Origin of the sequence: Cupriavidus sp. L7L (assembly GCF_004353535.1) — a bacterium.
Lineage (GTDB): Bacteria > Pseudomonadota > Gammaproteobacteria > Burkholderiales > Burkholderiaceae > Cupriavidus > Cupriavidus oxalaticus_A.
Map to the genome: position 1 here is coordinate 17361 of NZ_SMNY01000006.1, position 24804 is coordinate 42164.

Here is a 24804-nt window from a genome sequence, read left to right on the forward strand (position 1 = left end):
CGGAGACAACCACATGCCCCGCCCCCTGCTGCCGCGCCTGGCTATCGCCGCTTTCGGCGCGCTCGTCCTGCCCCTGCTGTCCACGCTGCCGGCGCACGCCGCCGACAGCTACCCGGCCAAGCCGATCCGCTGGATCGTGCCGTACGCCGCCGGCGGCGGCTCCGACTTCCTCGCGCGCACCATCGGCCAGGGCCTGTCGGCCAAGGTCGGGCAGCCGGTCGTGGTGGACAACAAGCCCGGCGGCAACACGGCGATCGGCGCGGCCGAGACGGCGCGCTCGGCCGCAGACGGCTATACCGTGCTGTCCGCCGACAACGGCACGCTGGTGTTCAACCCGGTCCTGTACAAGACACTGTCCTACCACCCGGGCAAGGACCTCGCGCCGGTCACGCTGCTGGGCCGCTTCCCGATGATCCTGGTGGTCGGCGCGAACAGCCCGGTGAAAAGCGCAAAGGAATTCATTACGCAGGCGAAGTCCACGCAAGGCGGCGTCAACTATGGCTCCGCCGGCGCCGGCAGCCCGCACCACCTGGCGATGGAACTGCTGAAGGTCGAAGCCGGTGGCCTGCCGATGACGCACGCGCCGTACCGCGGCGCCGCGCCCGCGCTGTCCGACGTGGCCGCCGGCCAGGTCGCCGCGATGATGGTGGACTACGCCGCCGGCGCCGGCTTTATCAAGGGCGGCAAGGTGCGGCCGCTGGCAGTGGCCAATGCCACCCGGCTGCCGCAGCTGCCCGACGTGCCGACCTTCGCCGAACTGGGCTATCCGCGCGTCGAAGCTGCCGCGCTGGTCGGCATGGTGGTGCCGGCCGCCACCCCGCCGGAGGTCATCAACACGCTGAACAAGGACGTGGTCGCGGCGATCCGCGAGCCGGCGGTGAACAAGCGGCTGGTGGACTTCGGCGTGGAGCCGGTGGGCAATACGCCGGCGCAGTTCAGCGAACTGCTGCGCACCGAGTCGGCACGCTGGACCAAGCTGATCCGCGACCTGAAGATCACGCTGGACAACTGAGGGGCGCCCGCCTCGGTCCTGGTATCGCTTTGAGGCCGTCCGGCCCCGCCCGGACGGCAGTGTTTTTTGCAGGAGTACGCAGCATGGCCACCCCCTCCCCCGATACCGCGCGCGGCGGCTGTCCCGTCGACCATTCCGCCTTCACCGCCCCCAATGGCTGCCCGGTCAGCCACAAGGCGGCTGAGTTCGATCCGTTCGGCGACGGCTACCAGCAGGATCCGCCCGAATACGTGCGCTGGTCGCGCGAGCAGGAACCGGTGTTCTACAGCCCCAAACTGGGCTACTGGGTGGTCACGCGCTACGACGACATCAAGGCGATCTTCCGCGACAACATCACCTTCAGCCCGTCGATCGCGCTGGAGAAGATCACGCCCACCGGCGATGCAGCCAACGCGGTGCTGGCCTCGTACGGCTATGCCATGAACCGCACGCTGGTCAACGAGGACGAGCCGGCCCACATGCCGCGCCGGCGCGCGCTGATGGACCCGTTCACGCCCGCCGAGCTGGCGCATCACGAGCCGATGGTGCGGCGCCTGGCGCGCGAATACGTCGACCAATTTATCGACGACGGCCGCGCCGACCTGGTCGACCAGATGCTGTGGGAAGTGCCGCTGACGGTGGCACTGCATTTCCTCGGCGTGCCCGAAGAAGACATGGACCTGCTGCGCCAGTACTCCATTGCCCATACCGTCAACACGTGGGGACGGCCCCGGCCAGATGAACAGGTCGCGGTCGCGCATGCCGTCGGCAACTTCTGGCAGCTGGCGGGGCGCATCCTCGACAAGATGCGCGAGGACCCGTCGGGTCCGGGCTGGATGCAGTACGGCCTGCGCAAGCAGAAGGCACTGCCCGAGGTCGTCACCGACTCCTACCTGCATTCGATGATGATGGCCGGCATCGTCGCCGCGCACGAGACCACCGCCAATGCCTCGGCCAACGCGATCAAGCTGCTGCTGCAGCATCCCGACACATGGCGCGAGATCTGCGAGGATCCGTCGCTGATCCCCAACGCGGTGGAAGAATGCCTGCGCCACAACGGCTCGGTGGCGGCGTGGCGCCGGTTGGTCACGCGCGATACGGAGGTAGGCGGCATCAGCCTGGCCACCGGCAGCAAGCTGCTGATCGTGACCTCTTCGGCCAACCATGACGAGCGCCACTTCGCCGATGCCGACCTGTTCGACATCCGCCGCGACAACGCCAGCGAGCAGCTGACCTTCGGCTACGGCTCGCACCAGTGCATGGGCAAGAACCTGGCGCGCATGGAGATGCAGATCTTCCTGGAAGAGCTGACGCGCCGGCTCCCGCATATGCGGCTGGCGGAACAGTCCTTCACCTACGTGCCCAACACGTCGTTCCGCGGCCCCGAGCACCTGCTGGTCGAATGGGACCCGGCGCAGAACCCGGAGCGCCGCGACCCCGCGCTGCTGGCGCAGCGCCAGCCCGTGCGCATCGGCGAGCCGTCGGCGCACACCAGCGCGCGCACCGTGGTGGTGGAAAGCATCGCCCCCGCCGCCGACGGCGTGGTACGGCTGCGACTGGCGGCGCCGGACGGCAAGCCGCTGCCGCGCTGGGCACCGGGCTCGCATATCGACGTGGAGTGTGGCGATACCGGGCTGTCGCGCCAGTATTCGCTGTGCGGCGACCCCGACGATGCCGCCGCGCTGGAAATCGCCGTGCTGCGCGAGCCCGACAGCCGCGGCGGCTCGGCCTGGGTGCACGGCAGCGTCAGCGCGGGCGACCGCTTGCGCATCCGCGGCCCGCGCAACCATTTCCGCTTCGACGAGGGCTGCGCGCGCGCCATCTTCATCGCCGGCGGCATCGGCATCACGCCGGTCAGCGCGATGGCGCGCCGCGCGCGCCAGCTCGGCATCGATTACGAGATCCATTACTGCGGCCGTTCGCGCGGCTCGATGGCGATGCTGGACGCGCTGCAGGCCCTGCATGGCGAGCGCCTGCATGTCTACGCCGGCGACGAAGGCCGCCGCGCCGACTTCGCCGCCATGCTGGCCACGCCGCAGCCGCGCACCCACGTCTACGCCTGCGGCCCGCAACGGCTGCTCGATGCGCTCGCCGATGCCTGCGCGGCGTGGCCGGAGGACGCGCTGCGGGTCGAGCATTTCGTGTCGCGGCTGGGCACGCTGGACGCGTCGAAGGAACAGCCTTTCACCGTCGAGCTGAAGGACTCCGGACTGGTCATGGAGGTGCCCGCCGGCCAGACCCTGCTGGCGGCGCTGCGCGGCGCCAATATCGACGTGCAGAGCGATTGCGAGGAAGGCCTGTGCGGCTCGTGCGAAGTGCGCGTGCTGGCCGGCCAGGTCGATCATCGAGACGTGGTCCTGACCCGCACCGAGCGCGACGCCAACGACCGGATGATGGCGTGCTGCTCGCGTGCGGCCGGCGGATGCCGGCTGGTGCTGGAGCTGTGACGGCGGCGACCGCATCGGCACAAAGTGCTTCCGACAGCCCGTCGCACGACGCCAACGCCGTGGCGCGTAGGACAATGCCTGACAACGGCAACAGGGGGCAGGGGCTAAAGTAGCAGGCTACAAAAAAACTAACCCACCCTGCCCCTTTATGCGCTTTACCCCAGCCGCCTCGACGGCGACGCCCCACCGCTCCCTGCCGGTCCTTGTTTCCGTGGCCGCCGCGTTGGCCACATCCCTGGCCACATCCCTGGCCGCCACCGCCGCGCCGGCAGCGCCGCCGGTGGAGGGCCAGCAGCTTTCCGGCCTCGCCACCCTGCTGCTCGGCACCGTGCGCGGCAAGCCGACCGGCATGACCGGCGTCACGCGGCTGACGGCCGGCAATGCCGACCGCGAATTGCGGATGGCCTGCCAGGAGCTGATGCGCGCCGGCCCGCTGGACCTGGACGACACCACGCGCTTCGAGGGCTGCGTGACCCGGCCCGGCAAGATCGTCGAGTTCCAGCTCAAGGTGTCGGGCGTCGATGCCACGCGCGACGGCACGCGCGAATACATGGCATCGGCCAAGCCGATCCTTGAGCGCGGCATCTGCCGCAATCCGGACGTGCCGGTGCTGGGCAAGCTTGGCGTGACGCTGCTGTACCACTACACCGCGGGGCGGCAGTCGCTGGTGCGGCTGAATATCGCGCCGGACCAGTGCCTGCGCAAATAGGCGCGCACTGAGGCACACACTGGCGCCGCTACCGCTTTTCTCCTTCCCCGAGGACTTCGTCGCAGACCGCCAGCCACGCGCGCGCCGCGTGCGACAGGTAGCGTCCCGGCGACCAGATGTGCGCCATGGTCCAGTCCATCGCCGGTTCGGTCAGGCGCGCCATGGCGAGCGTGTCCTGGCCCTGCATCCGCTCGGCCAGCGGCTGCGGCAGGAAGGTGGTGCCAAGTCCGGCCGCCGCCATCGACGCCAGGAAATCCCAGTGGCCGCTGCGCGCCACGATGCGCGGCTCGATGCGCGCTTCCACGAAAGCCTGTTTGAGCTTGCGCGTCAGCGAAAAGTCGTCGGTCAGCATCACCAGCGGCTCGTCGCGCAGCGCGCCCAGCGTGACCGTGCGCCCGCGCGCCCACTTCGCCTTGCGCGGCCCGACCGCCCAGATCGGGTGCCGGCCGAACTGCCTTGTCTCCAGCGCGAGGCCGCTGTCTCCGGGCAGCACCGTGGCGCCGACCTCCAGTTCGCCGCTGGCGACCAGTTGCTCGACCACCTGCCCGCCGTGCTCGTCCAGCGTCAGCTGCAGGTTGGGATAGCGCTGCCGGAACGCGCTGACCGCCGGCGAAAAAAACAGGTTGACCATCGGCGGGATGCCGACCGTCAGCTGTCCGCGGCCCAGCGATGACAGGTCGGCCACCTCCAGCGTCAGCCGGTGGACTACGCCAAGTGCTTCCTGCCCGCGTTCGTAGACCACGCGCCCCACGTCGGTCAGGCGCACGCTCTTGCCTTCGCGGATCAGCAGCGGCTGGCCAACCTCGTCCTCGAGCTGCTTCACCATCTTGCTGATGGTCGACTGGGTGACGAACAGCGAACTCGCCGCCTGGGTGAAGCTGTGCAGGCGCGCGGTCTCGACGAAATAGCGCAGCGCGCGGATATCGATAGGCATGTGGATCTGAGGCTGGACCGTGGCGGCACCGCACCCATGAACAAAGCGAATAGTGAAGCCAATATTAAATCATGAATGGAATGCCAAGGGTTTGGCTACACTTCGCTTCCACACATCGCCCCTGCCCGACTGCGCCGCCATGAAGCGTGGAGTGGCAGGCGGCGCTGCGCGCCCCCAAACTCCTTGTCTTCAAGACCCTGTTCCATGGCTAGCTGGCCGAATGCACGACAGTGGCTGTTCTCGCTGAAGGTATTCGCCGCCGCGATGCTGGCGCTCTATATCGCGCTGGCACTGGGCCTGCCGCGCCCGTACTGGGCCATGGCCACGGTGTACTTCGTCTCGCATCCGCTGACCGGCGCGACCCGCTCGAAGGCAGCGTACCGCGTCGCCGGCACGGTGCTCGGCGCGACCGCCGCGGTCGCCACCGTGCCGCAGCTGGTCAACATGCCGATCGTGCTGATGGCTGCGATCGCACTGTGGATCACCGTGCTGGTGTACCTGTCGCTGCTGCAGCGCTCGCCGCGCAGCTATGTGTTCCTGCTGGCAGCGTACACGCTGCCGATCGTGGCGCTGCCGGCTGTCAGCCAGCCGGCCGGGATCTTCGATATTGCCGTGGCGCGCATCGAGGAGATCGTGATCGGCATCGTCTGCGCCGGGCTGGTCGGGTCGATCGTGTTCCCGGCCAAGGTGGCGCCCGCGCTGCGCGCGCGTGCGCAGAGCTGGCTTGCCGACGCCAGCGGCTGGGCCGCGGCGATCCTGCGCGGCAGTCCGCGCGCCGACGATGGCCGCCATCGGCTTGCGAGCGACATCCTGGCGCTGGACCTGCTGATCACCCAGCTCGCCTATGACACCGAAGGCAGCCGCACGCTGCGCCATGCGCGCACGCTGCGCCAGCGCATGACCATGCTGATGCCGTTGCTGTCGTCGCTGGAAAGCGTGCTGCAGGCGTTGCGCGGCCTGCCCGGCGGCCTGCCGGCGCCGCTGCGGCAGGCACTGGATGCGACCGCCGCTTGGCTGGACAGCGGTGCCGCGCAGCCGGCTCCGACACTGCACGACTGGCGCCTGGACGCAGGGGACGGCGGCTGGCCCGCGCAACTCGCCACGACCGCCGCCGGCCAGCTGCAACGCCTGTGCCCGCTGTACGCGGAATGCCTGGCGCTGCAACGCGGCATCGGAGAACACGGCCCCGAGGCGCCGGCCGCCACCAGCTGTCCGGCACCTGAGGCACCCGACGGCGCCGGCCATCACCATGACCACGGCATGCTGCTGTTCGGCGCAGTGTCCAGCGGGCTGGCGGTGTTCTGTGCCGGGTTGCTGTGGATTTTCTCGGGCTGGGAAGACGGCGCCGGCGCGGTGGCGGTGGCGTCGATCGCGTGCTGCTTCTTTGCCGCCATCGACGAACCGCGCCGCATGGCTGCACCCTTCCTGCGCTGGAGCCTGGTGTGCCTGCTGGTGGCCTCGGGCTACCTCTTCGTGGTGGTCCCGCACGCGCATACCTTCGAGGTGCTGGCGGCGATGCTGGCGCTGCCCTACCTCGGCATCGGCCTGCTGGTGGCGCGGCCGGGCTTCCAGCTGATCGCGATGCTGCTGTCGGTCAACACCGCCTCGTTCGCCAATGTGCAGGCAGTCTTCGACGCGGATTTCCTCGGCACCTTCAATGCCTGCCTGGCCAGCGCCGCCTCGATGCTGTTCGCACCGCTGTGGGCGATGGCGGTGCGCCCGTTCGGCGCGCGCGCGGCAGCGCACCGGCTGGTGCGCGCGAGCTGGCAGGACCTGGCGCGGGCGGCCACGCTGCGCGCGGCTGATGGCGACGCAGGGCTCGGCGCACGCATGCTCGACCGGCTCGGCCAGCTGGTGCCGCGCCTGGGGGTCGCTGGCGACCCGCTCTCGGCCGACGGCTTCCATGCGCTGCAGGTCGGCTATTGCGCGCTGGCGCTGCACAAGACGCTGCCGGACCTCCCGCTTGCGGCACGCAAGCCGGTGCGCCGGGTGCTGGCGGCAGTCGCGCGGCATTACCGGTCACGGCTGCGCAGCGGCCATGCCGTGGCGGCGCCGGCGGCGCTGCAGCGCTGGGTCGCCGATGCCATCGCCGCGCTGCCACGCCAGGACAGCGGTGCGCTGGGCGCGCTGGTGGTGCTGCAGGTAACGCTGCAGCCCGCGTGCCCGCCGGCGCGCGCAGCCTGATCCCACTCATCGCTCTTGCCGCTCCCCGATGCTCAGTGAAATCGATCTCTATGGCGTATTCGTGCCAGGCGTGCTGGTGCTGATGGTGCTGGCCTTCGCCGTCGCCACCGCGATCCGCATGGCGCTGGCGGCGCTGGGCTGCTACCGGCATATCTGGCACCGCTCGCTGTTCAACCTTTCCCTCTATGTGATCGTCCTGGGCGCCGTGGCGGCAGTCTTCGCCGCGGTGCCGGGACTGCCGTCATGACACTCCGACTCCGCCCCCTGCTTCCCTTGCTGCCGACGCTGCTTGCCGTGCTGGCCGCCGTGCTGGTGCTGCGCCACCTGTGGGACTACTACACCGCCGCGCCATGGACCCGCGACGGCCATGTGCGCGCCGATATCGTCCAGGTCGCGCCCGACGTCTCCGGGCTGGTCACGCGCGTGCTGGTGCGCGACAACCAGTACGTGCGGCGCGGCGAGGTGCTGTTCGAGATCGACCGCGACCGCTACGCGCTGGCGCTGCAGCAGTCGCTGGCCACCGCCGCCACGCTGCGCGCGACGCTGGCCCAGGCGCGGCGCGAAGCCACGCGCAACCGGGCGCTCGACGGGCTGGTGGCGGGCGAAGTCGCCGAACAAGGCCGCGCCCGCGTGGAGCAAGGCGAGGCCGCGCTGGCGCAGGCCGAGGCCACGGTGCGGCTGGCGCGGCTGAACCTGGAGCGCACCAGCGTGCGCAGCCCGGTGGCCGGCTACCTCAACGACCGCCTGCCGCGGCTGGGCGACTACGTCTCCACCGGCCGCCCGGTGCTGTCGATGGTCGACGCGGCGTCGTTCCATGTGGAAGGTTATTTCGAGGAAACCAGGCTGCACCGCATCCATATCGGCAGCCCGGTGGACGTCCATATCATGGGCGAGCCGCGGCACCTGCGCGGGCATGTGCAGAGCATCGCCGCCGGCATCGAGGACCGCGACCGCAGCGCCGGCTCCAACCTGCTGCCCAACGTCAACCCGACCTTCAACTGGGTCCGGCTGGCGCAGCGCGTGCCGGTGCGGATCGTGCTGGAAGGCGTTCCGGCCGACGTCCGGCTGGTGTCGGGCCGCACCGCGACGGTGTCGGTGCGCGAACCCCGGCGCCAGGCGGCGGCGCGATCATGAGCGCGCGCCGTCGCTGGCTGGCGTGCGCGGCCGCGTGCCTGTGCGCCTGCACCACGGTAGGCCCGGACTACCGTGTGCCGGAGCACGCCGCAATCAAGGCGCCACAGGCCAACGGCGCGCTGCTGGGCGCCAATGCGCATGGCGTCGACATCGGCCCGGTCCCGGACGACTGGTGGCGCCTCTATGACGACGCGCGGCTCGACCAGCTGGTGCGGCAGGCGCTGGCGGCCAACACCGACATCCGCGCCGCCTCGGCCAACCTGCGGCGCGCGGTGGCGCTGCTGCATGAAGTCGAGTCCGAGAACCTGCCGCAAGGCGGCGTCGACGCCAGCGTGGCGCGCGCGCAGCTGTCGGCCCAGAGCTTCCTGCAGACGGTCAAGCCGCCGGTGTTCAACCTGGGCGATTTCGGCTTCGGCGTGTCTTACATGGTCGATTTCTTCGGCAAGCTGGCGCGTGCCGACGAGGCCGCGCTCGCCAGCGCCGAAGCCAGCGAAGCCACCCTCGACCTGGTGCGCGTCAGCGTTGCCGCGCAGACCGTGCGCGCCTACGTGCAGGGTTGCGCCGCCACTCATGAACTGGCCGTGGCCACGCAGCAGCTTGCGGTGCAGGAGCGAACACTGGACGCTACCCGCCGGCTGGTCGCCGCCGGCCGCGCGCAGCCGCCCCACGTGGCACGCGAACGCGCCCGCACCGAAGCGCTGCGCGCCGCCTTGCCGGCCTTCGCGGCGGAGCGCGCCGCCGCACATCACCGCCTGGCGCTGCTGCTGGGCAAGGCGCCGTCGGCGCTGGCGCCGGACGAGGTCGAGTGCCATGCCGAGCCGGAACTGCACGCGCCGCTGCCAGTAGGCGACGGTGCCGCGCTGCTGCGGCGCCGTCCCGATATCCGCCAGGCCGAGCGCGAACTGGCCGCGGCGACCGCGCGCATCGGCGTCGCCACCGCGGACCTGTATCCGTCGATCCGCATCGGCGCCAGCGCCGGCCTGACCGGCGTGCTCAGCGACCTCGGCAGCGGCCCGACGGCGCGCTGGAGCCTGGGTCCGCTGCTGAGCTGGTCGCTGCCGACCAACGGCGTGCGCCACCGCATCCACGGCCATGAGGCGGCCGCCGACGCCGCGCTGGCCCGCTTCGACGGCACAGTGCTGCGCGCGCTGCAGGAAACGGAGACGGCGCTGTCCGCCTATATCCGCGCGCTGGAGCGGCGCGAGGCGCTGCATGCCGCGCGCGAGCAGGCCGGCGAAGCCGCGCACCAGCAGGTGCGGCTGCAGCAGGCCGGGCGCATCCCCTTCCTCGACCGCCTCGACGCCGAGCTGGCGCTGGCCGATGCCGAGGCCGCGCTGGCCGCGGCCGAAGCACAGGTGTCATACCGCCAGGTGGACCTGTTCCTCGCGCTGGGCGGCGGCTGGCAGGCCGGCCGCAAAGCCTCGCCAGGACCGTCGGAAGGCGCTTCGCATAACGATGAAAAAAGCGACTGATTTTTGTCCTTTTAAATCATCACCGGAATGGATCGGCGTGACTACACTGGACCGCACCGGCGTCTCGGCGCCGCCGGCACACGCCGCCTGATACTTGCTTCCGTCGGCCGCGGCGCTCGCCGTGGCGGCACTGCTGGCCGGAAGGACCTTTTCGGCCAGCCCCCCAAGCCTCCCACTCGCTTCGACGACATCCCCATGAAAGCCATCCTGATCGCCATGCTCGCGCTTGGCGCCCTTGCCGCATCCCTGCCCGCCAGCGCGGGCCCGGACTGGTCCGTGATCGAGCGCGCCCGCGCCGAAGCACGCGCCCACCATGCGATTCCGTGCGCACAAAACGCCCACGCGGCGCCCGCATCGGCGGCCCCGGCTTCGCCGACTGCGGCACGCTGAACGCTACTGAGGCGCGCGCTCCGGTGCTAGATTGGAAAGGCGTGCTGGCGGCAAAAGCCAGCAGCGCCTGACAACGCACATCGCACACGACCCCACGACCCCACTTCAGCGAGGAGCCGCGCATGTCCCTCCCTCACCTAGCTTCCGGACAGATCGCCAGCGTGCTGCCCCTGGGCACGCGCCTGGACCAGACTGTCACCCAAGCCCTGTTCAAGGAAGGCCCGCTTGAAGTGATGCGGCTGGTGCTGAAGGCGGGCAAGCATGTTCCGCCCCATGCGGTGGACGGCCCGATGACGGTGCAGTGCCTGGAAGGCGAAGTCCGCTTGCGCGTGGACGGCGCCGAGCGCGGACTGCGCCAGGGCGACCTGCTCTACGTCGGCCCGTGCGTGCGCTATGACCTGACCGCCGACACCGATGCATCGGTGCTGGTGACGATGGTGCTGCCGGCCGGCCGCTGACGGCCTGGGCCGGGTATCAGCCCTGGCCAGATGCCGTGACGGGCAGCACGTCGTCGAGGATCGCGAGCGCAGTGGCGTAGTCGTACGCTCCGATCGCGCCTTCCAGTTCGGCCAGCATGCCGGCAGGCACCACCGCGTCCAGTGCGGCGCGCTGCGCCGCGAGGGTCGATCCGGCTTCGCTGGCGCCTTCGCGCAGCTGCCGCCGCAGCCGGATCAGCGCCTGCGCAGCGGATCCGGCGGAAGGCTGGACCGTGGATGGCGGCGCAGGCGGTACATCCGGCAGGTGCAGGCGCAGTGCCGCCAGGAGATCCGACATCGCCGCTTGCAACGCGGCGGCCTGCAGCGCGACGCCGCCCTCATCACCGCCGCCGTCGCGCAGCGTGCTTTCCAGCGCCGCGGCGGCGCGCGACACTGCCATCGCGCCCAGGTTGCCCGCCACGCCGGCCAGCTCGTGCACAAGCTGCGCGGCTTCGCCGGTATGGCCATGCGTGAGCTTCGCGAGCTGCGTGCCGGCATCGGCGTATCGGTCGCGCAGCCGCGCCAGCAGACCCCGGTAAGTCTCCGGCTGCCCGCCGGCGCGCGCGAGCGCATCCCCGATATCCAGCACACCCGTCGCGGCGAGCGCGCCAAGCCATGCCGGCCACTTCGGCGCCACGGCCGGCACCTCGCCGTCGCGGGTCAGCCAGCGATGCACGGTGGCAAAGAACACCGGCGGGCTGATCGGCTTGGCGATATGGTCGTCCATGCCGGCCGCCAGGCAGCGTTCGCGGTCCTCGGGCAAGGCGTTGGCAGTCATGGCGACCACCGGCAGCGCGGCAAGCCGCGCATCGGCGCGAATGCGCCGCGTGGCCTCGACGCCGTCCATCACCGGCATCTGCATGTCCATCAGCACCAGGTCATACGCATGCGTGGCCAGCCGCTCGAGTGCGGCCCGCCCGTTGCCGGCGGTGTCCGGCGTAATGCCGGCCTGCTGCAGCAGGTGTACCGCGACCTCGCGATTGATTTCGTTGTCCTCGACCAGCAGCACGCGCCGCTGCGGCAGCGACCAGCCCGGGCCGGGCGCCGCGCGCTCCGGCTCGGCCGGCGGCGGCATGCCGGGTTCGGCGGCGAGCACCCGCAGCGTGGCATCGAACAGCACCGACGGGCTGACCGGCTTGAGCAGCAGCGCGTCGAAGCCGCCCTGCTCGCCGGCGCGCAACACCGCCTCGCTGCCGTTGGCCGTCACCATCAGCGGCCGCGGGCGCGGCCCGCGCAGCGCCAGCCTGGCCAGCCGGCGCGCGGTCTCGATGCCGTCCAGGCCGGGCATGCGCCAGTCGATAAAGGCGGCGTGGTAAGGATCGCCCTCGGCATCCGCGGCCTGGATCGCCGCCAGCGCCGCTTCGCCCGAGGCGGCCTGGTCGGCGCGGAAGCCGAAGCGGCGCAGCATCGCGGCGATGACCTGGCGCGCGTAGCCGTGGTCGTCGACCACCAGCAGGCGGCGTCCGGCCAGTTCCGGCCGCACCAGCAGCGCCGGGGCGCGCTGGCTGCCCGGCCGCAGCGACAGCTCGAACCAGAACGTGCTGCCCTCGCCCGGCGTGCTGTCCGCGCCCAGCGTGCCCCCCATCAGATGCACCAGCCGCTGGCTGATCGCCAGGCCCAGGCCGCTGCCGCCGTAACGGCGCGTGGTCGAGCTGTCGGCCTGCTCGAAGTTCCGGAACAACCGCCCGATCGCCGCGGGCGCGATGCCGATGCCGGTGTCGCGCACCGCGAAATGCAGCCGCACCCGCGGCGGGTTGCCGTCGCCGTTGCTGTCGCCGTCGCCGGCACAGGGCGCCACGCGCACCACGCGCACCACGATCTCGCCGCGCTCGGTGAACTTGACCGCGTTGGTGGTGAAATTGATCAGCACCTGGCGGATGCGCAGCGGATCGCCGCGCAGCGCGTCGGGCACGTCGGGGGCGACCTCGACGATCAGCTCGAGCTGCTTTGCCGCGGCCCGCTCCGACACGAGGTCGCCCACGGTGCGCAGCACGCGCTCCAGCGAGAAGTCGATCTCTTCCACTTCCAGCTTGCCGGCCTCGATCTTGGACAGGTCGAGGATGTCGTTGAGGATGCCAAGCAGGTGCTGGCCCGAGCGCTCGATCTTCCCGACATAGTCGCGCTGCCTGGGATCGAGCTGCGTGCCCAGCGCCAGATGGGCCATGCCGATCACCGCGTTCATCGGCGTGCGGATCTCATGGCTCATGTTGGCCAGGAAGCTGGCCTTGGCCTGCGCCGCCGATTCCGCGGCGTGCTTGGCCTCGGCCAGCTCGGCGTTGGCGATGGCAAGTTCGCGGGTGCGCTCGGACACCTTGTGCTCCAGCGTCTGCGACAGCTCCTTCAGCTCGCGATGCGCCCGCACCTGGCTGGTGATGTCGATGCCGACCGAACCCACGCCGACCACTTCGTTGGTGGCCGGATTGCGCACCGGGAAGCGCATCACCTGCAGTTCGCGCGCGCCCTCCGCCGCCTGCATCGTGTAGATGTGTTCCTCCGCCTGCCCGCTCGCCATCACCCGCTCTTCGATATCCCAGCGCTCCTGCGTGCCATCGGGCATCGCCGGCAATTCGCGGTCGGTGCGGCCTAGCGCCGCGCGCTCGGGCTGTCCGATCAATGCCTGCGTGGCCGGGTTCAGCGCCAGGAAGGCGTGGTTGCGGTCCTTCAGGTGCATGATGGCGGGCGAATGGTCGAGCATGGCGCGCAGCCGCTCCTCGCTGTGCGCCAGGCGCAGCTGGCCGCGCCGCAGCGCCCACGCGGCCAGGCCGATCAGCAGCAGGATCGCCAGTGCCATGCCGATGACCACGGTGCGGGTCGACAAGTACGAATGGAAGGCCTCCTCCATGTCCTGCTCGACGATCAGCCCGCTCGCCAGCGCCGGCACCCACAGCCCGGCGCCGGCCACGCGCCGGCCGCGGTAGTCGCGGTAGCCGAAGGCAAGCTGCAGGGTCTGGTGCGACAGCACCTGCTGCGCCAGCCGGGTCAGCGGCGCTCCCGGCGGCAGGCGGTAGGTGCCGTTGCCGTCAGCCGCGGGAATCCGCGCCACGGTATGGAACATCGACGCCATGCCGGGCGCCAGCAGCCCCTGCGCGGCCAGTTCTTCATCGAAGCGCGCGGGGGACACCAGGCGGCCCTGGCCGTCGATCATGTACAGGTCGCCGCTGCGGCCATAGCGCGCCGCCATGACGATCTGCAGCATGACCACATGCGGGTCGATGCGCAGGCACAGGGTGCCGGCCGCGCGCCTGGCATCCTGTCCGGCAAGATCCGACAGCCGCGCGCATACCACCTGGAATGTCGGGACGCCGGCACGACCGCTGGCATTGGGGATCGGCTGCGGGCCGGGATACGGCGCGGACACCGCGGCGCCGTCGTGGCGCGCACGCTGCGCGGTGCGGGCGGACTCGGGCAACAGCAGCTGGCCGGTGCGGTCGGCCAGTTCGGAGGCCACGATGCGGTCGTCCGCGTTCACCAGCGCAAAGCCGATATAGCCGTGCGAACGCATCAGCGGCGCGATCCAGCGGGCAAATTCGGCAGCCTGCGCCGGGGTGGCGCCGCCATGGCTGGCCAGCAGCGGCAGCGCCAGCCGCACGGTGTGGTCCATTGCGGCGATCGACACGGCGCGGCGGCGCTGCTCGCCCGCCCAGACCTCCAGCAGCCGCGCGGTGGTGTTGACGGTGGCGCCCAGGCGCGCGCCCACGCTGGCCTGCTCGTTCTCGCGCACCACCGACGCTGCACCGAGCGCGAGCAGCCATACCGCCACCGCCAGCAGCGCGGCATAGGCGAGCAGCGGGCCGAACGGCCGCACGCCGGCGCGGCGGCGCAGCGCCATGCGCAGCGATGGCATGCCGGTCAGCCCTGCGCGGAGGCCGGCACCGGCTCGGCGCCGGACGGATCGGCATATTCCAGCGCGATCGCATGGAACTCGCCGGTGATCGCCAGGAAGGCGTCGATCACGCGCGGGTCGAAATGGCGGCCGCGGCCCTCGCCGATGATGCGCACCGCGTCATCGTGCGCAAACGCGGGCTTGTAGACGCGGCGCGAGATCAGCGCGTCATAGACATCGGCTACCGCCATCAGCCGCGCCGACAGCGGGATCGCTTCGCCGGCCAGGCCGTCGGGATAGCCGCTGCCGTCCCATTTCTCGTGGTGGTGATGCGCGATCTCGCGCGCGTAGCGCAGGAAGGAGCTGGTGGTGCCGCACTGCGCCTCGGCATCGGCAATGGCATCGCGGCCCAGCGTGGTATGGGTCTTCATGACCTCGAATTCTTCCGCGGTGAGCTTGCCGGGCTTGAGCAGAATGCGGTCGGGGATGCCGACCTTGCCGATATCGTGCAGCGGCGCGGACTTGAACATCAGGTCGATGGCCTTGTCGTCGAGCCTGCCGGCGAAATGCGGCTCGCGCTGCAGCTTGCGCGCCAGTGCGCGCACATAGTGCTGGGTGCGGCGGATATGGTTGCCGGTCTCGTTATCGCGGGTCTCGGCCAGCGCCGCCAGCGCGATAATGGTGGCGTCCTCGATCTGCTCGATCTCGCGCGTGCGGCGCTGCACCTCGGCCTCGAGCCAGGCCGAGCGGTCGCGCAGGAAATCGTGCGCCTGCTTGAGCGCCAGCTGGCTCGCAATGCGCGCGCGCGCCACCGGCGCGCTGACCGGCTTCATGATGTAGTCGACCGCGCCGACCTCGAAGCCGAGCGCCTCGTCATGGGCCTCGGCCCGTGCGGTCAGGAAGATCACCGGCACGCACGCGGTGCGCGCATCGGCCTTGAGCTGGCGGCATGCCTCGTAGCCGTCCATGCCAGGCATCGACACATCCATCAGGATCAGGTCGGGTGGCGCTTCGCGCGCCAGTTGCAGCGCGGTGGCCGCCCGGGTCGCCACCTTGACGCGGTATGGGTCCTGCAGCAGCGCGACCATGGCCGCAATGTTTTCGGGAACGTCGTCGACGACCAGGACTGTCGGCCGCCGGTCGGTGCTTAGGGCGCTCATCTGTCGAAATTGGCGGTTGAGACCGTCTTGTTTCGTGCGCGCCGGGCGCGCGGGCCGTTGCCGGGCTGGCCGCCCCGCACAGCCAGCAGGGCCATTGCGCGGAGGCGACTTCTGCACAAACGGCAGAAATGCTCCGGCTTGTCCCCTCCCAAAGCAGGGTTGAGCGCCCTGCGCTGGCAGAAAATTGCCGCAATATTAAGTATTAGCCACCCGAAAAGATCAACTGATGCGCCGCATGGCCTCCCGGATCGGATCCGCCTCGGTCGGCCTTACCAGCCTGGCCACTTCCTGCCCGTCGCGCAGGAACACCAGAGTCGGCCACAGCTTGATGCGGAACGAGCGGCCGAGCGGGCGTCCGCTGCCGTCCTCGACCTTGATATGGCGCAGCGCGGGATGCACGGCGAACGCTTCGGCGAGCGCCGGTTGCGCGCGCTGGCAGTAGCCGCACCATGGGGCGCCGAATTCGAGCACGGTGCCGCCGTTCAGCGCATCCACTTCGGTACGGGGCGGCTCGGTGGCCGCGTAATGCTGGGTCATGGGCATGGTCGGGTCCTTGATTCGCTGACGACGGTTTGCGGTCGGCACGCATGGTCGCATTGCTGCCGGATTCGTGCCAGATCCGCACCGCCCCGGCAAGGCCGGCAAGCGGTCGGCAAGGGCCAGGCCAAGCCCGCGCGCCGTGTAATTTCTACGCCGTCGGGCCGATTTGCCACCATTCCGGCAGCAGCCGGCGCACCTCCGGCGCGGCAAAGCGGTCGTCGATCAGGTAGACCACGCCTTCGTCCTGCTGCGTGCGGATCACCCTGCCCGCGGCCTGCACCACCTTGCGCAAGCCCGGATAGAGATAGGCATAGTCGTAGCCCTGGCCGAAGGCCGCCTGCATGCGCGCGCGGAACTGCTCGTTGACCGCGTTGAACTGCGGCAGCCCCAGCGTGGCGACGAAGGCGCCGATCAGGCGTTCGCCGGGCAGGTCCACGCCCTCGGCAAAGGCGCCGCCCAGCACCGCAAAGCCGATGCCTGCGCCGCCCGCGACAAAGGCTGACAGGAAAGCGGCCTGCGCCGCTTCGTCCATGCCGCGCGACTGGACCCAGTGCGGAATGTCGGGATGCGCCTGCGTGAAATTCGACACAGCCTGCTGCAGGTATTCGTGGCTGCTGAAGAACGCGAGGTAGTTGCCGCGGCGCGCGCGGAACTGGTCCGCCATTAGCGCGGCAATGGCCGGCAGCGACTGGCCGCGCCGCGCATAGCGGGTCGAAATCCGGCTGGCGATGCGTACCGACAGTTGTTCCGCGCTGAACGGCGACGGCACCGCCACGCGCGCGCAGTCGGCGGGCAAACCCAGCGTATCGAGGTAGTAGGCGGCCGGGTCCAGCGTGGCCGAGAACAGCGTGACGGAATGGGCCGCGGCAAAGCGCGGCCGCAGGAACGGCGCAGGGATGACATTGCGCAGGCACAGGAGCGCATGGTTGCCGCGTCCGGCCTTTGCGGCGGCGGTTGGCCGCTGGATATCGAACAGCGAATTCGCGTCGAGCTGCTCCGCCAGCCGGCCGAAATGCAAGGCATCGAAATAGAACCGCTGCAACGCCGGGTCGACCGACGCGGGCTGCTCGGTCATGTGCGCCAGCACTGCCGCGCAGCAATCATCGAGCGCGCGCAGCAGGGGCGCGGGCACTTCCGGCAAGACTTCATAGGCAACGTCGGCTTGCCGCGCCAGTGCGCCCCAGTGTCGCGCCAGCCGGGCCAGCGGCCTGGCCACCGCCGCGGGCGCGCCGCGCCGGGCGTCGCGCAGCGCCTGCGGATCCAGCTCGGCGGTGTACATGGCGCGGCCGCGCTCGACCAGGTTGTGCGCCTCGTCGACCAGCACGCCCGCGCGCCAGCCGTTGGCGACGGTCAGCGCGTACAGCAGCGCGCTGCGGTCGAAGTAATAGTTGTAGTCCGCCACCACCACATCGCTCCAGCGCACCAGTTCCTGCGCCAGGTAGTAGGGGCAGATGCCATGCGCCAGCGCCAGCGTGCGCACCGCGGCACGGTCGCGCACCGGCACCTCGCGGGCGGCTTCGCGCGCGGCGGGCAGGCGATCGTAGAAGCCGCGCGCAAGTGGGCAGGATTCGCCGTGGCAGGCCAGCTCCGGATGCTCGCAGGCCTTGTCGCGCGCCACCAGTTCGATCACCCGCAGCGGCTGCGCGCCGTGGCTGCGCAGCGCCTGCGCCGCGTGCAAGGCGACGCCGCGGCCGGTGGAGCGCGCCGACAGGAAGAACGCCTTGTCGATAGCCTGCCCCGGCATCGCCTTGAGCAGCGGGAACAGCGTGCCGATCGACTTGCCGATGCCGGTCGGCGCCTGGGCCAGCAGGGTGCGCCCGGCGCGGTTGGCGTTGTAGACGGCCTGCGCCAGCTCGCGCTGGCCGGTGCGGAATACCGGATGCGGGAAGGCCAGCTGTGTCAGCGCAGCATCGCGGGCCTGCCGGTGTGCCAGTTCGGCTTGTGCCCATTGCAAAAAGCGTTCGCAGGTCTGGACGAAGAACGCATCGAGATCGTCCGCGCTGAAGTGCTGCACCACCGGGTGCTCGCGCTGCCCCACGATGTCGAAATAGACCACGGCCACGTCGATCCCGGGTAGCCCGAGCTTGCGGCACATCAGGCAGCCATAGATCTTTGCCTGCGCCCAGTGCAGGTGGCGGTGGTTGTCCGGCACGGCGGCCTCGCCGCGCACGGTCTTGATTTCTTCCAGGCGGTTGGCGTGCGGATCATAACCATCGGCCCGGCCGCGGACATGCAAGGGGCCGAAATCCGCGAACAGCGGCACTTCCGCCTGGTAGCCCGGTCCGCGCCTGCCGGTCACCAGCGCATGGCCGGCGACGCCCTCCTGCGCGGTTGGCGTCGGCACGAAGCGCAGGTCGAGGTCGCCCGCCTTGGCGGTGAAATCGCACAACGCGCGCACGGCGACGACGTAGGCAGGGGCCTGCTCTGGGGCTGGGACCGGAACGGGGGCGGCGGGTGTATCGACGGACACTGGGGTGGAACGGCTTGAGACTGTATGAATATACAGTATCAGGACCGATTCTCAGGCTCTGCGCGGCAACGGCGGCATAAGGAAAGAGCAAATCGTTATTTCCATGTGCCCCGTACTGCGCCCTATAGTCTCCGGCTCACACAAGAATATCGGCTGGCCTGTTTTACCCGGCGGCCGGCACACGACTGGAGCATGACCTTGAACCGCGGCCTCACCCTTGGCGATACCCTTTCCTGGCCGGCACGCTACCTGCCCCGCAAGACCGCGCTGGTCAGCGGCATCGGCGCCGCGCGGCGGTCCTGGTCGTATGCGGAGTTCGATGCCGAGGTCAACCGCCACGCCCACGGACTGCAGGCGCTGGGCATCGGCAAGGGCGACGTCGTGGCCGCCTTCCTCTACAACACGCCGGCCTTCGTCTTCACGCTGCTGGCCACGGCGCGGCTGGGTGCGGTGTTCAACCCCGTCAACTACCGGCTGGCGGCGCAGGAACTGGCCTACATCCTGAACGACGGGGCTGCCAGGGCGGTGCTGTTCGAGCAGGAAGGCGCCGCCGTCGTGGAAAAGGCGACGGAACTGGCCCCCGGCACCGCGCTGCGCATCTATGCCGACGCGGACCCGGCTCCGGCTTTTGCCACGCACCGCCTCGACACGCTCGCCGCCGGCCAGCCGGCCACGCTGCCAGCGGCCGACGTCCACGAGGACGATCCCTGCATCCTGATGTACACCAGCGGTACCACGGGCCGCCCCAAGGGCGTGGTGCACACCCACCGCAGCAAGCTCCAGCACAACGCGATCATGCACCAGGCCATGACGCTGTCGCGCGAAGACGTGGGCCTGTCGGTGGCGCCGCTGAACCATACCGCCGAGCTGCACACCAGCTTCCTGCCGCGGCTGCAGGTCGGCGCCACGCAGGTGCTGCAGCGCCGCTTCGATGCGGGCGAAGCCTGGCAACTGGTGGAAAGCGAGCGCGTGACCCACTTCTTCGCCGCACCGACCATGGTCGGCATGCTGCTGAACCACCCCGGGGCGGAAACGCGCGACCTCTCGTCGCTGCGGCTGGTCGAATACGGCGGCGCCTCGATGGCGCCGCACCTGATCCGCGAATGGGACCGCAAGATCGGCGCCGGCCTGGTACAGGTGTACGGCACCACCGAGATGGGCCCGTGCATGTCGGTGCTCTACCCGCACGAACAGCTGACCCGTGCCGGCTCGGCGGGCCTGCCCGCGCTCGGCCATGACCTGGTGGTGGCGAAACTGCGCGACGATGGCGCGCCGACCGATCCGGCGCAACCGTGCGCGCCCGGCGAAGTCGGCGAGGTGCTGGTGCGCGGCGCCTGCATGATGCAGGGCTACCTGAACCGGCCCGGCGCCAATGCGCGGGCGCTGGCACATGGCTGGTACCACACCGGCGACCTCGGCAGCCTCGACGCCGACGGCTACCTGTGGATCCGCGACCGCATCGACTACATGATCAACTCCGGCGCGGAGAACGTGTATCCGCGCGAAGTCGAGGACGCGCTGATCGAGCACCCGGCGGTGCTGGAAGTCGCGGTGCTGGGCGAACCCGACCCGACCTGGGGCCAGGTGGTGGGTGCGTACGTGGTGGCGCGCGGCGATGCGCCGGTCAGTGCCGAGCAGCTAGATGCCTTCCTGCTGCAGGGCGACCGGCTGGCCGCTTACAAGCGGCCGCGCCGCTATCACTTCCTGGACGCGCTGCCCAAGACCACCAGCGGCAAGATCCAGAAGCACATGCTGCGCGCCGGCGCGCAGGCGGCGTAGCGCTGCGCCGCAGCTCAGCCGCCCGGCACCGCGCGGATACGCAGCAGGCCGCTGGCGCCGCCGGCCAATGTGCCCCGGGCCGGGCGCCCACGCCGGCCCACGGCGGCCACGCCCGCGCTGGCTGCCTCCTTCTTCTGTTCGCGATATTCGGCAAGCATCGCCTCGCGCTGTCGGACACGTTCTTCCAGTACGGCAATCGACTGGCTCAGGCGCGTCATTTCGCTGCCCTGGCGTGAAGCCGCTTCGGCAGCGTGCGCAAGCCGCTCCAGCGCGGCCTTGCGCTCTGTTTCCAGCAACTTCTGCGCATCCTTGCCCGCCACGCGGGCCGCATCCAGTTCCAGCGCCAGCCGGCGTTCGCTGGCCGTGGCGCGGGCGGTCATGGTTTCGCGCTCCTGGTCCCACGCGGCGCGTTCCGCGGCGAATTCACGCTGCAACAAGACCCGGGCCTCCAGCGCGGCGCCCGCCTCGGCGCGCAGCGTCTCGACCTGCTGCTGCAAGGCGGTAGCGCGGGCTTCGGCCTGCGCGCCGCGCTCCAGCGCCTCGTCCCGCGCGCGCGTCATTTCCGCCATAGCCGCTTCGGCACCGTCCAGCCGCGCCTGCATGACCAGCCGCTCCTGCTCCAGCATTTCCCGCTCCCTGGCCAATGTCGCCTGCGCCTCGGCCAGCGCCGTTTCCCGCTGGGCCAGCGCGGCTTCCGCCTGCGCCCGGGCGACCTGCAACGCGGCTTCCCACAGGTAGCGCGCCGCTTCAGTGACGGGTTCGGGGCAACCCGGCTTGGGCGCGAAGCCTTGCGGATCCTGCAATCGCCCGCCGAGCGCGGCAAACCAGGCGTCGAGGTGCGGACTGACCGTGTTGGGCGAACCGCGGCCCAGATGCAAGCGGATGCGTTCGATGGTCGGGCGCTGGCCTGCCTTGAGCAGGCTGTCGGCGGCAGCCCAGACGTCGTCGCGGGTGATGCCTCGGGAGCGGAGTGTTTCCATGGTCAGGTCCGGGAAAGCCAAAATAAGGTTCGATAATGGAGACTTATCGAACGCTATTCGTTGTCTCTGTATGATATGATACAGCATACGTCATATTTATTATGATATCAGCCAACCCATCCCAGCTTGCCTCCGATGTCGAACTCCCGGCGCCGCTTCGCCCGTCTGAACTGGATCCCCTCGCCGAGCAGGCCGCAAACGCGCTTCGCCGCGAAGGCGAGTCGCCCAACACCGTGGCGAGCTATCGCTCAGCCCTGCGCTACTGGGCTGCCTGGCACGGGTTGCGTTACCGCCAGCCGGTCCGCCTTCCGCTTGCTCCTGCCGTCGTGGTTCAGTTCATCGTCGACCACGCTACGCGGCAGACGCCGCACGGGCCTGTTTGCGAGCTGCCCCCGGCGATCGACCAGGCGCTGGTCGCTGATGGATACAAGGCACGACCCGGCGCGCCCGCGCTGTCCACGCTGACGCACCGGCTTGCGGTGCTCGCCAAGGCCCACCGCTTGCAGCAGTTGCCCAATCCGTGTGCCGACGCGTCGGTGCGCGAGCTGATGTCCGGCATCCGGCGCGCCTATGCGCGCCGCGGACAACGCCAGGCGCGCAAGGCCGCGCTGACGCGCGACCCGCTGCTGCGGCTGCTCGCTACCTGCGACGACTCGCTGCGCGGCGTGCGCGACCGCGCGCTACTGCTGTTCGCATGGGCCAGCGGCGGCCGCCGCCGTTCCGAGGTCGCGCGCGCGACGGTGGAGAACCTGACGCGCATCGCACCGGGTGAATTTGTCTACGTGCTGGGCTGGTCCAAGACCAACCAGTCAGGCCGCGATCATGCCGATGCCGCCAAGCCCGTGAGCGGTGCAGCGGGGCAGGCGCTGGAGGCATGGCTGGCCGCATCGGGCATTGCGAGCGGACCGCTGTTCCGGCGCATCCGGCGCGGGGGCCATGTGGGTGAAGGGCTGTCCGACGCTGCCGTGAGCCGCATCGTCAAGGCGCGCTGCGCACAGGCGGGACTGGAGGGCGACTACTCAGCGCATTCGCTGCGCGCGGGTTTCGTCACCGAAGCGGCATCGCAACAGGTGCCGCTGGCCGAGACCATGGCAATGACAGGCCACGCCAGCGTCGCCACGGTGGTGCGTTATTTCCGCGCGGCGGACATGCAGCGCTCGCGCGCGGCGGACCTGCTCGGGCCAGCACAAGCGGAAGAGAAAAACGGCTAGCGGGCGCAGAACGCGCCGCAAATGCGGGTATTTCGCTATCCCCGTGCGCTGGCCCGGGATGCGCCCGGTGCCTATACTGGCAGGCGCGCCGGCAATGCCAGATGCGATGGCCGGCAGCACCCTGAGATCCGGGCCACGTGATGGCGACCCGCCCGGACAAGCCCGCGATGTGCGCCGCAAGCGTGCCGGAGCGACCGAGCCGGCTGCCGGGCCATACCAGTGGAAACACGGAGATGGGCATGCCCAACGAACAATTCCTCGCCACCCAGGAAACTCGCCGCTCGGGGCTGCAAGCCTTGCGGGCGGCCTTGCTGCAAGTTCACAAGGAAGTCATCGGCTACGACCGCAGCCAGTACGAAAGGCTGAACGGCCCGATCCCTGCCGGACTGTTTGTCCAGCTGGTCACGGAGGACAACTTCTTTCGCTGGCTCGATCCGCTGTCTCGGCTGATCATCGAGGTCGATGAGGAACTTGAATCGAAGGAACATCACGACGACACCTGCCGCGCCGTGGCGCGCGCTGCCGAAAAGCTCTTCAGCGACGGCGCCGATCCGGGTTTTCGCAAGCGCTACCAGGAAGCATTGCAGGATGAGTCGGGCGTGATCGTGGCGCACGGGCGCCTGATGTCCGTGATCGGCCAGTTGCGGCAGCTGCCTTAGCTGCCTGGCTGCCTGGCTGCCTGGCTGCCGTAGCGTCTGGTCCGCACACAGCGTCAGGCGCCGGGCGGTAGCGCCCCTCGTCTTCAAACGGGATGGCCGGGAGCCGTGCGCCCTGGTCATCCCCGCAGCCATCCTTGCCGGACATCCGTCACCGGCCCCTGCCTCCGCCACGTCCGCCAGCGGCCCAGCCGCCTCTGCCGCGACCGCCGCCGCCATGCCAGCCGTGGTGTCCATGGTGTCCGTGCTTCCAGCCGTGACCACCGCCGCCATAGATAAAGGCAAAGCTGCCATAGTAGCTGCCATATCCGGGGCCGTAATAGGGGTAGCCGGGCGTGACCGGGTAGCCGCTGTAGTACGGCGAGCTGACCGGGTATGCGGGATAGGCCAGGTAGTCGTCGCCGGCATAGGGGTAGGGATAGGCCACGCACCCGCTGACCAGCGCCGCAGCAAGCAACACTCCATAACCGTAACGCATAGGTCCCTCCTTGCATCGCCAGCCTGGATTGCGGGCACAGGGTTAGACCGCAGCGGCTGGCATGCAATTCAACCGGCTTGCACCGGCGCCCGGCCCGCGATTTGCGATGACTTGGCGAGCACTGCGCCCAGCACAATGCGAGTAACGACAATTCAGGGACATATTTAGGAATTGTCCGATATTCGCATGAGAAAGCCCGTATTACATTGCCCTTGCACCCGGCCCGCGGGTGCCCCGACAGAGCCAGGTTGCCCCCCTTCCTGGTTCCTTTCACTGCCACGATGGTCCCCGCCATCGTGGCAATTTTTTTGGCCGCGACGCGGGCTTACAGGCCCTTCTCGACCATTTCCAGCAACCGTTGCCCGAGCGGCTCCGCCATTTCGCGCGCGCGGCTGCGTAACGGGCCGTCGATCAGCAGGATCGCCAGGCCGTGCACGGCGGACCAGGCCAGGTACTCGGCGCCGGGCCGCCGCTCGGGCGGCAAGGCACCGGCCTCCACCAGCTTGTCGAGCGCGGCGCCAAGAAGCTGGAACGGATTGAGTCCGCTGTTGCCCGCCTTGGCGGGATCGGCGTCATCCTCGACTTCATCCGGCACGGAGAATGCCGTGCGGAACAGGCCGGTTTCCGCCAGCGCGAAGCGAAGGTACCCCGTGCCGACCGCGCGCAGGCATGCGCGCGCATGGGCAGCCGCGCCACGGCCCGGGCGCAGTCCGCCGATCTCGGCCTCCATGGCGATCGCCAGCGACGACAAGGCCGACGCCCGCACCGCCTGCAGCAGGTCCTGCCGGCTGGCAAAGTGCCGGTACGCCGCATTGGGAACGACGCCGGCGCGGCGCGTGGCTTCGCGCAGCACGATGGAGTCGGGGCCGCCTTCGCGGGCCAGGTCGATGCCGGCGTCAAGCAAGGCTCGGCGCAGGTCGCCATGGCGGTAAGTGGCGCGCGCCGGCGGCGCGGGGACGGCCGGCTTCAT

General features: G+C 70.0%; 20 protein-coding genes. 12 read left to right on the forward strand and 8 right to left on the reverse strand.

All coding sequences use genetic code 11. The features are described 5' to 3' along the window. Window positions 1-13 precede the first annotated feature (13 nt). From E1J61_RS05760 to E1J61_RS05770, 3 genes are all read left to right on the forward strand, one after another. Window positions 14-1012, forward strand: coding sequence for a tripartite tricarboxylate transporter substrate binding protein (locus tag E1J61_RS05760; protein ID WP_133093175.1), 999 nt, complete (start codon window positions 14-16; stop codon window positions 1010-1012). 83 nt (window positions 1013-1095) lie between these two features. Next, entirely contained in the window at window positions 1096-3438 is a 2343-nt protein-coding gene (locus E1J61_RS05765; protein ID WP_133093176.1) for a cytochrome P450/oxidoreductase, read from the forward strand. Window positions 3439-3661: 223 nt separating this feature from the next. After that, complete coding sequence (locus E1J61_RS05770; RefSeq protein WP_243736798.1) at window positions 3662-4147, forward strand: hypothetical protein; 486 nt, start codon at window positions 3662-3664, stop codon at window positions 4145-4147. Between the two features lie 28 nt (window positions 4148-4175). Here the strand turns inward: E1J61_RS05770 and E1J61_RS05775 are convergent, their stop codons facing one another. After that, window positions 4176-5081, reverse strand: coding sequence for a LysR family transcriptional regulator (locus E1J61_RS05775; protein WP_133093178.1), 906 nt, complete (start codon window positions 5079-5081; stop codon window positions 4176-4178). A gap of 204 nt (window positions 5082-5285) precedes the next feature. Between E1J61_RS05775 and E1J61_RS05780 the strand changes: the two genes are divergently transcribed. From E1J61_RS05780 to E1J61_RS05805, 6 genes are all read left to right on the forward strand, one after another. Beyond that, the gene (locus E1J61_RS05780) at window positions 5286-7265 is read left to right on the forward strand and encodes an FUSC family protein (protein ID WP_133093179.1); all 1980 of its coding nucleotides are present in this window, start codon (window positions 5286-5288) and stop codon (window positions 7263-7265) included. Between the two features lie 28 nt (window positions 7266-7293). After that, window positions 7294-7512, forward strand: a complete 219-nt coding sequence (locus E1J61_RS05785; protein WP_133093180.1) for a DUF1656 domain-containing protein — start codon at window positions 7294-7296, stop codon at window positions 7510-7512. Then, window positions 7509-8399, forward strand: coding sequence for an HlyD family secretion protein (locus tag E1J61_RS05790; protein ID WP_133093181.1), 891 nt, complete (start codon window positions 7509-7511; stop codon window positions 8397-8399). Before E1J61_RS05785 ends, E1J61_RS05790 begins: the two co-directional genes overlap by 4 nt. Then, window positions 8396-9871 carry an efflux transporter outer membrane subunit gene (locus E1J61_RS05795; protein ID WP_133093182.1) on the forward strand — a complete coding sequence of 492 codons (1476 nt, stop codon included), beginning with the start codon at window positions 8396-8398 and terminating at the stop codon, window positions 9869-9871. The genes E1J61_RS05790 and E1J61_RS05795 overlap by 4 nt, the downstream gene beginning before the upstream one ends. A gap of 195 nt (window positions 9872-10066) precedes the next feature. Continuing rightward, window positions 10067-10261 carry a hypothetical protein gene (locus tag E1J61_RS05800; RefSeq protein WP_133093183.1) on the forward strand — a complete coding sequence of 65 codons (195 nt, stop codon included), beginning with the start codon at window positions 10067-10069 and terminating at the stop codon, window positions 10259-10261. Between the two features lie 122 nt (window positions 10262-10383). Continuing rightward, window positions 10384-10719 carry a cupin domain-containing protein gene (locus E1J61_RS05805; RefSeq protein ID WP_133093184.1) on the forward strand — a complete coding sequence of 112 codons (336 nt, stop codon included), beginning with the start codon at window positions 10384-10386 and terminating at the stop codon, window positions 10717-10719. A 16-nt stretch (window positions 10720-10735) separates the two neighbouring features. Here E1J61_RS05805 and E1J61_RS05810 read toward each other — a convergent pair whose 3' ends face one another. The 4 genes from E1J61_RS05810 to E1J61_RS05825 form a co-directional block, all read right to left on the reverse strand. Next, window positions 10736-14581, reverse strand: a complete 3846-nt coding sequence (locus E1J61_RS05810) for a response regulator (protein WP_133093185.1) — start codon at window positions 14579-14581, stop codon at window positions 10736-10738. Between the two features lie 5 nt (window positions 14582-14586). Next, window positions 14587-15720 carry an HD-GYP domain-containing protein gene (locus E1J61_RS05815; RefSeq protein ID WP_133093186.1) on the reverse strand — a complete coding sequence of 378 codons (1134 nt, stop codon included), beginning with the start codon at window positions 15718-15720 and terminating at the stop codon, window positions 14587-14589. Between the two features lie 219 nt (window positions 15721-15939). After that, window positions 15940-16263, reverse strand: coding sequence for a thioredoxin family protein (locus tag E1J61_RS05820; RefSeq protein ID WP_133093187.1), 324 nt, complete (start codon window positions 16261-16263; stop codon window positions 15940-15942). Window positions 16264-16408: 145 nt separating this feature from the next. Continuing rightward, entirely contained in the window at window positions 16409-18730 is a 2322-nt protein-coding gene (locus E1J61_RS05825; RefSeq protein ID WP_133093188.1) for an ATP-dependent DNA helicase, read from the reverse strand. A 192-nt stretch (window positions 18731-18922) separates the two neighbouring features. Here E1J61_RS05825 and E1J61_RS05830 point away from each other — a divergent pair, with 192 nt between their 5' ends. Beyond that, complete coding sequence (locus E1J61_RS05830; protein ID WP_133093189.1) at window positions 18923-20509, forward strand: fatty acid--CoA ligase; 1587 nt, start codon at window positions 18923-18925, stop codon at window positions 20507-20509. A 14-nt stretch (window positions 20510-20523) separates the two neighbouring features. On the opposite strand, the gene E1J61_RS05835 is transcribed toward E1J61_RS05830, so the two are convergent. Continuing rightward, complete coding sequence (locus tag E1J61_RS05835; RefSeq protein ID WP_133093190.1) at window positions 20524-21489, reverse strand: DNA-binding protein; 966 nt, start codon at window positions 21487-21489, stop codon at window positions 20524-20526. 101 nt (window positions 21490-21590) lie between these two features. On the opposite strand from E1J61_RS05835, the gene E1J61_RS05840 reads away from it, so the two are divergent. Together E1J61_RS05840 and E1J61_RS05845 are read left to right on the forward strand one after the other, a co-directional pair. Further along, the gene (locus tag E1J61_RS05840; RefSeq protein ID WP_133093191.1) at window positions 21591-22700 is read left to right on the forward strand and encodes a site-specific integrase; all 1110 of its coding nucleotides are present in this window, start codon (window positions 21591-21593) and stop codon (window positions 22698-22700) included. A gap of 233 nt (window positions 22701-22933) precedes the next feature. Continuing rightward, window positions 22934-23359, forward strand: a complete 426-nt coding sequence (locus E1J61_RS05845) for a hypothetical protein (RefSeq protein WP_133093192.1) — start codon at window positions 22934-22936, stop codon at window positions 23357-23359. A 148-nt stretch (window positions 23360-23507) separates the two neighbouring features. Here the strand turns inward: E1J61_RS05845 and E1J61_RS05850 are convergent, their stop codons facing one another. Continuing rightward, window positions 23508-23834: a hypothetical protein gene (locus tag E1J61_RS05850; protein ID WP_133093193.1), complete on the reverse strand. Its 327-nt coding sequence runs from the start codon at window positions 23832-23834 to the stop codon at window positions 23508-23510. A 325-nt stretch (window positions 23835-24159) separates the two neighbouring features. Then, window positions 24160-24804: a TetR/AcrR family transcriptional regulator gene (locus E1J61_RS05855; protein WP_133093194.1), complete on the reverse strand. Its 645-nt coding sequence runs from the start codon at window positions 24802-24804 to the stop codon at window positions 24160-24162.

Coding starts and splice junctions, on each gene's coding strand:
- E1J61_RS05810 (WP_133093185.1), bottom strand. CDS start 14,581: ATGCCATCGCTGCGCATGGCGCTGCGCCGCCGCGCCGGCGTGCGGCCG.
- E1J61_RS05775 (WP_133093178.1), bottom strand. CDS start 5,081: ATGCCTATCGATATCCGCGCGCTGCGCTATTTCGTCGAGACCGCGCGC.
- E1J61_RS05760 (WP_133093175.1), top strand. CDS start 14: ATGCCCCGCCCCCTGCTGCCGCGCCTGGCTATCGCCGCTTTCGGCGCG.
- E1J61_RS05835 (WP_133093190.1), bottom strand. CDS start 21,489: ATGGAAACACTCCGCTCCCGAGGCATCACCCGCGACGACGTCTGGGCT.
- E1J61_RS05855 (WP_133093194.1), bottom strand. CDS start 24,804: ATGAAGCCGGCCGTCCCCGCGCCGCCGGCGCGCGCCACTTACCGCCAT.
- E1J61_RS05790 (WP_133093181.1), top strand. CDS start 7,509: ATGACACTCCGACTCCGCCCCCTGCTTCCCTTGCTGCCGACGCTGCTT.
- E1J61_RS05780 (WP_133093179.1), top strand. CDS start 5,286: ATGGCTAGCTGGCCGAATGCACGACAGTGGCTGTTCTCGCTGAAGGTA.
- E1J61_RS05830 (WP_133093189.1), top strand. CDS start 18,923: ATGACCTTGAACCGCGGCCTCACCCTTGGCGATACCCTTTCCTGGCCG.
- E1J61_RS05785 (WP_133093180.1), top strand. CDS start 7,294: ATGCTCAGTGAAATCGATCTCTATGGCGTATTCGTGCCAGGCGTGCTG.
- E1J61_RS05795 (WP_133093182.1), top strand. CDS start 8,396: ATGAGCGCGCGCCGTCGCTGGCTGGCGTGCGCGGCCGCGTGCCTGTGC.
- E1J61_RS05840 (WP_133093191.1), top strand. CDS start 21,591: ATGATATCAGCCAACCCATCCCAGCTTGCCTCCGATGTCGAACTCCCG.
- E1J61_RS05765 (WP_133093176.1), top strand. CDS start 1,096: ATGGCCACCCCCTCCCCCGATACCGCGCGCGGCGGCTGTCCCGTCGAC.
- E1J61_RS05850 (WP_133093193.1), bottom strand. CDS start 23,834: ATGCGTTACGGTTATGGAGTGTTGCTTGCTGCGGCGCTGGTCAGCGGG.
- E1J61_RS05805 (WP_133093184.1), top strand. CDS start 10,384: ATGTCCCTCCCTCACCTAGCTTCCGGACAGATCGCCAGCGTGCTGCCC.
- E1J61_RS05800 (WP_133093183.1), top strand. CDS start 10,067: ATGAAAGCCATCCTGATCGCCATGCTCGCGCTTGGCGCCCTTGCCGCA.
- E1J61_RS05845 (WP_133093192.1), top strand. CDS start 22,934: ATGGGCATGCCCAACGAACAATTCCTCGCCACCCAGGAAACTCGCCGC.
- E1J61_RS05820 (WP_133093187.1), bottom strand. CDS start 16,263: ATGCCCATGACCCAGCATTACGCGGCCACCGAGCCGCCCCGTACCGAA.
- E1J61_RS05815 (WP_133093186.1), bottom strand. CDS start 15,720: ATGAGCGCCCTAAGCACCGACCGGCGGCCGACAGTCCTGGTCGTCGAC.